Origin of the sequence: Marmoricola sp. Leaf446, assembly GCF_001424755.1 — a bacterium.
GTDB lineage: Bacteria > Actinomycetota > Actinomycetes > Propionibacteriales > Nocardioidaceae > Marmoricola.
In genome coordinates this window covers 1497402-1505525 of record NZ_LMRF01000001.1, presented here as the reverse complement: position 1 = coordinate 1505525, position 8124 = coordinate 1497402, and the positions used below count along the sequence as shown (strand labels likewise).

8 protein-coding genes are annotated in these 8124 nt (G+C 74.9%); 3 read left to right on the top strand and 5 right to left on the bottom strand.

What is annotated here, in order from left to right; all coding sequences use genetic code 11:
* Nucleotides 1–30 precede the first annotated feature (30 nt).
* Nucleotides 31–1245 carry an acyl-CoA dehydrogenase family protein gene (locus tag ASG49_RS07150; protein WP_056538905.1) on the bottom strand — a complete coding sequence of 405 codons (1215 nt, stop codon included), beginning with the start codon at nucleotides 1243–1245 and terminating at the stop codon, nucleotides 31–33.
* A gap of 67 nt (nucleotides 1246–1312) precedes the next feature.
* The gene (locus ASG49_RS07145) at nucleotides 1313–2713 is read right to left on the bottom strand and encodes an acyl-CoA dehydrogenase family protein (RefSeq protein WP_082533840.1); all 1401 of its coding nucleotides are present in this window, start codon (nucleotides 2711–2713) and stop codon (nucleotides 1313–1315) included.
* A gap of 77 nt (nucleotides 2714–2790) precedes the next feature.
* On the opposite strand from ASG49_RS07145, the gene def reads away from it, so the two are divergent.
* On the top strand, nucleotides 2791–3411 hold the full coding sequence (gene def, locus ASG49_RS07140; RefSeq protein WP_056538902.1) for a peptide deformylase: 621 nt from the start codon (nucleotides 2791–2793) through the stop codon (nucleotides 3409–3411).
* On the opposite strand, the gene ASG49_RS07135 is transcribed toward def, so the two are convergent.
* Nucleotides 3360–4313 carry a LysR family transcriptional regulator gene (locus ASG49_RS07135; RefSeq protein WP_056538899.1) on the bottom strand — a complete coding sequence of 318 codons (954 nt, stop codon included), beginning with the start codon at nucleotides 4311–4313 and terminating at the stop codon, nucleotides 3360–3362. The two genes, def and ASG49_RS07135, sit on opposite strands and share 52 nt — an antisense overlap.
* Nucleotides 4314–4397: 84 nt before the next feature.
* Between ASG49_RS07135 and ASG49_RS07130 the strand changes: the two genes are divergently transcribed.
* Nucleotides 4398–5372 carry a threonine/serine dehydratase gene (locus ASG49_RS07130; RefSeq protein ID WP_056538896.1) on the top strand — a complete coding sequence of 325 codons (975 nt, stop codon included), beginning with the start codon at nucleotides 4398–4400 and terminating at the stop codon, nucleotides 5370–5372.
* 81 nt (nucleotides 5373–5453) lie between these two features.
* On the opposite strand, the gene ASG49_RS07125 is transcribed toward ASG49_RS07130, so the two are convergent.
* Both ASG49_RS07125 and cobA read right to left on the bottom strand, forming a co-directional pair.
* The gene (locus ASG49_RS07125) at nucleotides 5454–6257 is read right to left on the bottom strand and encodes an RNA methyltransferase (RefSeq protein WP_056538893.1); all 804 of its coding nucleotides are present in this window, start codon (nucleotides 6255–6257) and stop codon (nucleotides 5454–5456) included.
* Nucleotides 6258–7556 carry a uroporphyrinogen-III C-methyltransferase gene (cobA, locus tag ASG49_RS07120; protein WP_235561937.1) on the bottom strand — a complete coding sequence of 433 codons (1299 nt, stop codon included), beginning with the start codon at nucleotides 7554–7556 and terminating at the stop codon, nucleotides 6258–6260.
* A gap of 68 nt (nucleotides 7557–7624) precedes the next feature.
* Between cobA and ASG49_RS07115 the strand changes: the two genes are divergently transcribed.
* A partial coding sequence (locus tag ASG49_RS07115) for a YbhB/YbcL family Raf kinase inhibitor-like protein (RefSeq protein ID WP_056539964.1) occupies nucleotides 7625–8124 on the top strand: 500 nt, incomplete at its 3' end.

Below are 8124 nucleotides of genomic sequence, written 5' to 3'. Positions count from 1 at the left end.
CCCCGTTCCCCGCCGCGCGCGGCTCGGTCGCTACTTCAGCTGCGCGGAGGTCAGGCCCAGGACGCGGCGGGCCACGATCAGCTGCTGGATCTGCTGGGTGCCCTCGAAGATGTCGAGGATCTTGGAGTCACGGCCCCACTTCTCCAGCAGCTCGGCCTCGGAGTAGCCCAGGGTGCCGGCCAGCTCGACGCAGCGCAGCGTGACCTCGGAGCCCATCCGGCCGGCCTTGGCCTTGGCCATCGAGGCCTCCTTGGAGTTGGGCTTGCGGTTGTCGGCCATCCACGCCGACTCCAGCGTCAGCAGGTAGGCCGACTCCCACTCGGCCTCGAGCTGCAGGAAGGTCGCGGCGGCGGCGGGCTGCAGCCAGACCGGCTTGTCGTAGTCGACCTCGACCCCGGCGTCGGCCAGGATGCTGCGGGTCAGGTCGAGCGAGGCGCGGGCACACCCCACGGCCATCGCGGCGACCAGCGGCCGGGTGTTGTCGAAGGTCGCCATGGCGCCGGCGAAGCCCTGCTTGACGTCGACCTCGGGCGAGCCCAGCAGGTTGGCGGCCGGGACGCGGCAGTCCTCGAAGATGATGACCGCGGTGTCGGAGGCCCGGATGCCGAGCTTGTGCTCGAGGCGCTCGACCCGCATGCCGGGCGTGCCTTTCTGCACCACGAAGGACTTGATGGCGGCGCGGCCGAGCGACTTGTCGAGGGTCGCCCACACCACGACGCTGTCGGCGCGCTCGCCGGAGGTGACGTAGATCTTCTCGCCGTTGATGACGTACTCGTCGCCGTCCTTGGTCGCCGTGGTGCTGATGTTGGCGGAGTCGGACCCGACGCCGGGCTCGGTGATGGCCATCGCGGCCCAGGTGCCGGCGAAGCGCTCCTGCTGCTCGTCGTCGGCGACCGAGGCGATGGCGGAGTTGCCGAGACCCTGGCGGGGCATCGAGAGCAGCAGCCCGACGTCGCCCCAGCACATCTCCATCACCGAGAGCACCGAGGCGAGGTTGGCGCCGTTCTTGTTGCCCTTCTTCTCCTGCGGCTTCTCGTCGCGGCGTACGCCGGCCGCACCGGCACCGCCGGTGGCGCCGGACTCGCTGATGCCGTCGATCATGGCGGCCAGCATGTCCAGCTCCTTGGGGTACTGGTGCTCGCCCTCGTCGTACTTGCGCGAGATCGGCCGGAGCATGTTCATCGCGACCTGGTGGGCCTGGTCGACGAGGGGGCGGACCTTCTTGGGGGTCTCGAGGTTGATCACGGGGTTCTCCTGGTGTCCGGGGGTGGTCGGCGAGCGGGTCGGTCGGCGGGTCGGGGGCGGGCGGGCCTCAGACCAGCACCGCTCCCTCCATCACGCCGATGGCGCGCAGGTCGCGGTACCACCGCTCGACGGGGTGCTCCTTGACGAAGCCGTGGCCACCGAGCAGCTGCACGCCGTCGAGGCCGATGCGCATGCCGTGCTCGGTGCAGAGCTTGCGGGCCAGGGCGACCTCGCGCGCGGCGGTCGCGCCCTGCGCGACGCGGCTCGCGGCGCGCCAGGTGACCAGTCGCATGCCCTGGAGCTCGATGGCGATGTTGGCGACCATGAAGGCCACCGACTGCCGGTGGGCGATCGGCTCGCCGAACGCCTCGCGCTCCTTGACGTAGGGGGTGACGTAGTCGAGCACGGCCTGGGCGGTGCCGACCGCGAGGGCGCACCAGGCCAGCCGGGAGGACCGCACGCAGGCGCGGTAGTCCTCGGCGTCGCCGAGCAGCGCGATCTCCTCCACCTCGACGTCGTCGAGCAGCAGGCGCGACAGGCTCGCGGCGCGCAGCCCCATCGAGGGGTCGGACTCGATGGTGATGCCGTCGGTCCGCGACTCGACCAGGAACAGCCGCGCCTCGCCGTCGAGGGTCGCGCCCACGACGAACAGCTCGGCCTCGGCACCGCGCACGACGCCGGACTTCACGCCGTTGAGCACGATCGTGTCGCCGCGCCGCTCGGCGGTGGCGCCGGGCGCCATCGCGTCGTACAGGGCGGTGGGCTCGGCCAGCGCCAGCGCGGCGGCCGGGACCTCGTCGCCGGTGAAGGCCGGGAGGTAGGTCGCCTGCTGCTCGTCGGTGCCGTAGAGCGAGAGCGCGGTGGCCACGGCGCCGGGGGCCAGCGCCGCCACGGCCAGGCCCATGTCGCCGTGGGCGAGCGCCTCGTGGACGAGCACCCCGGCCACGGCCGAGCGCTCGGTGGCGATGCCGCCGAGCTCCTCGGGCACGCCGAGGATCGGCAGGCCGATCTCGAGGGTGGCCTTGAGCAGCTCCGCGGGCGCGGCGCACTCCTCGTTGGCCGCCGAGGCGGCCGGGCGGACGACCTCGGCGGCGAACTCGGCGACGACGTCGGCGAGCATCTGCTCGTCCTCGCCCGGCGTCAGGTCGAACTGGCCGGTCGAGGCGGCGGCGGGCACCCGCTGCCCGCGGGTCGCCTTGCCGGCCCGGGCGAACTGGCGCCCGACGGTGCCGGCGGTGCGGAACCCGGCGCTGGTGACCCGGTAGACGGTCTGCTGGCTGGCCTTGCGGAGCCCGAGGGAGTCGAGCAGCTCGGAGGAGGCGAGCCGGTTGAGCGCGGCGACGGCCAGGCCGATCGGGTCGCGCGTCTCGCTCTCGGCGAGGCCGTGGCGGCCGCCGGCCCGCAGCAGCGTCCAGGGGAGGCGGGTGCTCGGGCGGGCGGGGGCTTGCTTGTCCTTGCTGGTGGCCATGCCGATAATGTAACTGCGAGTTACACACAGCGCCACACCTGCGTCTCGTGTCGCGGCTCACGCATAGGATCCGGCCCATGCGCGACACCAGCGACCTGCCCGTGGCCCCCACCTCGGCCGAGCTGCCGACCGGCGGGACCGTCCGCCCGATCGTGCGCTGGGGCACCGAGGTGATGCACCGCCGCCAGCAGCCCGTCACCGCCCACGACGAGGAGCTGGCCCGCCTCGTGGCCGACATGACCGCGACGATGTACGCCGCCGACGGCGTCGGGCTGGCCGCCTGCCAGATCGGGGTGGACCTCGCGGTCTTCGTCTTCGACTGCCCCGACGAGGACGGCGTCATCCACCGCGGCGTGGTGTGCAACCCCGAGGTCGGCCTGCCCGTGGGGCGCGATCGCCGGCTCGACGACGGCGACGAGGGCTGCCTGTCCTACCCCGGCGCCTTCGTCGAGTGCCCCCGGCCCGACTGGGCCCGGGTCACCGGCACCGGCCTGGACGGCGCCGAGGTCTCCTACGAGGGCGACGGCCTGCTGGCGCGCTGCCTGCAGCACGAGACCGACCACACCCTGGGCACCGTCTTCGGCGACCGGGTGCCGGCCAAGGCGCGCAAGCGGCTGCGCAAGCAGATGGAGGCCGAGGCGGAGGACTACCCCGAGGGCTGGCCGGCCGTGGCCTCCCCCGCGGCCGACGAGGACTGACCCGCCCCGGCCGACCCCGCGGGCTCCCGGGCCACGGCCACCAGCGCGGCGACCACCCGGGCCACCGCCGGCGGGAGCGGCGGCTGGCCGTAGCCCAGCACGTGGATCCGTCGGTGGGCGTCGGGGACCGGCGTGACGACCACGCCCGCGTGGCGGTGCGCCTGCAGCGCCAGGCCCGGCAGCAGGCTGACCCCGAGCCCGGCCGCCACCATCGCCTGGACGGCCACGTAGTCGTCGGTCGCGAACACCACGTCGGGCTCGAAGCCGGCCGCCTCGCACAGCACGAGCAGCTCGCTGCGACAGCGCTCGCACCCGGTGACCCAGCGCGCCCCGGCGTACGCCCCCAGGTCGCGGAGCGGCCCGTCGGGCGCCCGGCGGGCGTCGGTGACCAGGAAGAGCGGGTCGTCGAGCAGCTCGGTGACCGCGAGCCGGGGGTCCTCCTCGCGGTCGGGGTAGCTGAACGCGAGCGCCAGGTCGGCCTCGCCGGCGCGCAGCATCGCGATCCCCTCCGGCGGCTCGGCCTCGGTCAGCTCCAGCACCAGCCCGGGCGCCTCGTCGGCCAGGGCGGCCAGCAGCCGGGGCACCAGCGTGGCGGTGGCCGAGGGGAACGCCGCGAGCCGCACCCGGCCGTGGCGCAGCGTGGTCGCGTCGGCCAGCTCGGTCTCGGCGCGCTGGAGCAGGCCCAGCAGCTCCTCGGCCCGGTCGGCCAGGCGCCGGCCCTCGGCGGTCAGGCGCACGCCACGACCGACCCTCTGCAGCAGCACCGCCCCGGTCTCGGCCTCGAGCCGGCGCAGGTGGTGCGACACCGTCGGCTGGCCGTAGTGCAGCTCCTCGGCGGCCCGGGAGACCGACCCGGTCCGGGCCACGGCGAGCAGCGCCTCGAGGCGGCGTACGTCCAGCACGTGGCCATCCTATCGACGACAGCGATGGTTGGGGCCCACCACGTCTATTGGACCGATCAGTGCCCACGACGCGAGACTGGTCGCATGACCGCGACCCCGCTGCTCGCCCCCTCGACGATCGACTTCGACGGTGTGCTGCGGGCCGCCGAGGTGGTCGCCCGGCACCTGCCGGCGACGCCGTCGTGGTCCTACCCCGTGCTGGACCGCCGGGTCGGTGGTCGCGTGGTGGTCAAGCACGAGAACGTGCAGCCGACGGGCGCCTTCAAGGTGCGCGGCGGGGTCAACCTCGCCGCGTCGCTGACCCCGTCGGAGGTGAGCCGCGGCCTGGTCACCGCCTCGACCGGCAACCACGCCCAGTCCACGGCGTACGCCGCCCGGCTGGCCGGCACCCGCGCCGTGGTCGTGATGCCGACCTCCGCCCCGGCCGTCAAGCGCGACGCGGTCGCCGCCCTGGGCGCCGAGGTGGTCGTCCACGGCCCCGACCTGGGCGCCTCGGCCGCCCACGCCCGCCTGCTCGCCGAGCGCGACGGGCTGCGCTGGGTCTCCCCCGGCGACGACCCGGCGATCGTGCTGGGCCACGCCACGCTCCACCTCGAGCTGTTCCGCGCCCACCCCGACCTCGAGGTGCTGTTCGTGCCGATCGGAAGCGGCACCAGCGCGGCCGGCGCCTGCCTGGTCCGCGACGCGGTCGCGCCGCACTGCCGGATCGTCGGCGTCCAGTCCGCCGCCGCCCCGGCCGCCCACGACTCCTGGCGCAGCGGCTCCCTCGTCACCGCCCCGTGCCGCACCCGCGTGGCCGGCCTGGCGACCTGCGCGGGCTACGCGCTGCCGCAGTCGGTGCTGGCCGCCGGTCTCGACGACTTCGTCCTGGTCACCGACGACCAGATCGACGCCGCCGCCCGGGTGCTGGCCACCGACGCCCACACCCTCGCCGAGGGCGCCGGCGCCGCGTCGCTCGCAGCCCTCCTGGCCCGCCCCGCCGCCCCGGCCGTCTCCGCGGTCGTCGTCAGCGGCGGCAACGCCTCGCTCGACGAGCTCGCCTCCCTGGCGCGCGGCTGACCGCGTAGTCCGAGACGAAACGCACCGTTCGCGGGCCCAGGACGGTGCGTCTCGTCTCGGACTACGCGGGGATGGACCGGCTCAGCGGCGGACGGTGACGTAGCAGGCGACGGCGGCCGCGGCCGCGACGTTGAGGGAGTCGACACCGGCCCGCATCGGCACCACGGCCCGGACGTCGGCCGACTCCTGCCAGCGCGCCGACAGCCCGTGGCCCTCCGAGCCGAGCACGAGCGCCACCCGGTCGAGGTCGGCGACGGCGGCCTCCAGCTCGACCGCGTCGTCGGCCAGGGTCAGGGCGACGGTGGTGAACCCGGCGTCGTGCAGCTGCGGCAGGGCGTCGTGCCAGTCGGGCAGGCGGGTCCAGGGGACCTTGAACACCGCCCCCATCGCGACCTTGACGGCGCGACGGTAGAGCGGGTCGGCGCACCGCGGGGCCAGCAGCACCGCGTCGACGCCGAGCGCGGCCGCGCTGCGCAGCACCGCCCCGACGTTGGTGTGGTCGGTGACGTCCTCGAGCACCGCCACGGTGCGGGCGCCGGCGAGGACCTCGGCGACGCTCGGCAGCGGACGGCGGTGCAGCGAGGCCAGCGCGCCGCGGTGGACGTGGAAGCCGGTGACCTCCTCGGTCAGCGCCTCCGGGGCGACGTAGCAGGGCGCGTCGGTCTGCTCCAACACGTCGGCCAGCCCGTCGAGCCAGCGCGGCGCCATCAGGAAGGACCGCGGCTGGTAGCCGGCCTCCACGGCGCGGCGTACGACCTTCTCGCCCTCGGCGAGGAACAGGCCGTGCTCGGCCTCGAGCGACTGCCGCAGCTGGACGTCGCGCAGGTGGCGGTAGTCGGCCAGCACCGGGTCGGCAGCGTCGGTGACCTCGGTGAAGGAGGCCACTCAGGCGTCCTGCGTGCCCGGGAGCAGGTGGCCCGCGAAGTGCTGGGGACGGGCGACGGCGACCACGTCGCCGACGACGATGATCGCTGGCGGGCGCACCCGCTCGGCCACCAGCATGTCGGCGAGGCCGCCGAGCGTGGTGAGCACGGTGCGCTCGGTGGGCATCGAGCCGTCGCAGACCACGGCCACGGGGGTGCCGGCGGGTCGCCCGCCCTCGAGCAGGGCCGCCGCGATGTGGGGCGCGTTCTCGACCGCCATCATCAGCACGACGGTGCCGGTGAGGCGGGCCAGCGCCTCCCACTCGACGAGCGACTCGGGGTGGCCGGGGGGCAGGTGGCCGCTGACCACGGTGAACTCGTGGGTGACGCCGCGGTGGGTGACCGGGATGCCGGCGATGGCGGGGACCGCGATCGGGCTGCTGATGCCGGGGATCACCGTGACCGGCACGCCGGCGGCCTCGCAGGCCTGGATCTCCTCGTAGCCGCGGCCGAAGACGAAGTTGTCGCCGCCCTTGAACCGCGCCACGCGGCGACCGGCCAGCGCCTCCTCGACGATGACGCGGTTGATCTCCTCCTGCAGCGCCGAGCGGCCGCGGGGCAGCTTGGCGACGTCGACGATGCGGGTGCTCGAGGGCAGCTCGGCCAGCAGCTCGCGCGGCGCGAGACGGTCGGCGACGACGACGTCGGCGTCCATCAGCGCCTTGCGACCGGCGATGGTGACCAGCTCGGGGTCCCCCGGACCGCCGCCGACGAGCACGACGCCCGGCACCCGCTCGCGGTGGTGGCGCGCGGCCACGGCTCCCTGGCGCATCGCGGCGACGATCTCGTCCCGCAGGGCGGCGTGGTGGCGGGGATCGCGGTCGGCCGCGGTGCTGGCCATCACGGCGACGAGGTCGCCGTCGTGGGTGCCCACGGCCGGGGTGAAGGCGGTGCCCTCCTCGGCGTCGTCGGCGCGCACGCACCACAGCCGCTGCTGCTCAGCGATCTCGCAGACGCGGGCGTTGACGGCCGCGTCGTCGGTGGCGGCCAGGACGTACCACGCCCCGTCGAGGTCGCCGTCGTCGAAGCCGCGCTCGGACCAGGTGATCTCCCCCGACCCCACCAGCCCCTCGATCGCCGGGGTCACCTCCGGGGAGACCAGGTGGACGTCGGCCCCGGCCGCGATCAGCGTCGGTACCCGGCGCTGCGCGACGTTGCCGCCGCCGACGACGAGGACGCGGCGGCCCGCGAGCCGCAGCCCCACGGCGTACGTCGGACGGTCGGCCGGTGGGGTGGTCGCTGGAGTGACGGAGCCGTTCACGCACACCATTGTGAGGCGTCCCGTCGTTCGCCCCGACCCCCGCCACCGTGCGGACTATGTTCGGGGCCATGAGCCTGGACCGACCCGTGCACCCCGACCCCTACGAGCTGCTCCCCAGCGTGCCCTCCTTCACCGTCACCAGCGAGGACGTGGCCGACGGCCAGCCGCTGGCCGACGCCCAGGTGGCCGCCGCCGGCGACACCTCCCCGCAGCTGAGCTGGAGCGGCGCGCCCGAGGGCACCCGCAGCTTCACCGTCACCTGCTTCGACCCCGACGCCCCGACCCCGTCGGGCTTCTGGCACTGGGTCCTCGTCGACCTCCCGGCCGACACCACCTCGCTCGACACCGGAGCCGGTGCCGAGGGCGCCTCGCTCCCGGGCGGTGCCTTCATGTGCCGCAACGACGCGGGCACCCTCGCCTTCACCGGGGCGGCCCCGCCGGAGGGCGACCAGGTCCACCGCTACTACTTCGTGGTGCACGCCGTGACCGAGGAGCAGCTGGGCGTCGACTCCAGCGCCAGCCCCGCCGTCGTCGGCTTCAACCTGGCCTTCAAGACCGCCGGCCGCGC

Coding starts and splice junctions, on each gene's coding strand:
- ASG49_RS07145 (WP_082533840.1), bottom strand. CDS start 2,713: ATGGCCACCAGCAAGGACAAGCAAGCCCCCGCCCGCCCGAGCACCCGC.
- def (WP_056538902.1), top strand. CDS start 2,791: ATGCGCGACACCAGCGACCTGCCCGTGGCCCCCACCTCGGCCGAGCTG.
- ASG49_RS07130 (WP_056538896.1), top strand. CDS start 4,398: ATGACCGCGACCCCGCTGCTCGCCCCCTCGACGATCGACTTCGACGGT.